The 231-nt window shown below is 62.8% G+C and carries 1 pseudogene; it reads right to left on the reverse strand.

The features are described 5' to 3' along the window. Positions 1-231: pseudogene (locus P9228_RS30945) on the reverse strand (hypothetical protein); the annotation flags it as partial.

A 231-nucleotide genomic window follows, 5' to 3' on the forward strand; every position in this document is an offset into this window, starting at 1 on the left:
TAACGACGGCGTGGTTTCCGGGCGCAAGCATCGTCCTGGCAACACGAATGGCGTGATAGGCAGCCAGCCCAAAATCGCTTGCCGGTGCAGCCTCTTGTGGGCTTAGCCCACCGACGCTGAGCACCAGTCGCTCGGGCGCCGCTACCTGTTGTGCGAGTCCGCCATCACGGCTGATTCCGGGAACCAGTCGGGTCTTTGCGCGCGGATTGATGCAGTAGTTGTCCATGCCGG

The sequence above is a fragment of the Mesorhizobium sp. WSM4898 genome, assembly GCF_029625845.1.
Lineage (GTDB): Bacteria > Pseudomonadota > Alphaproteobacteria > Rhizobiales > Rhizobiaceae > Mesorhizobium.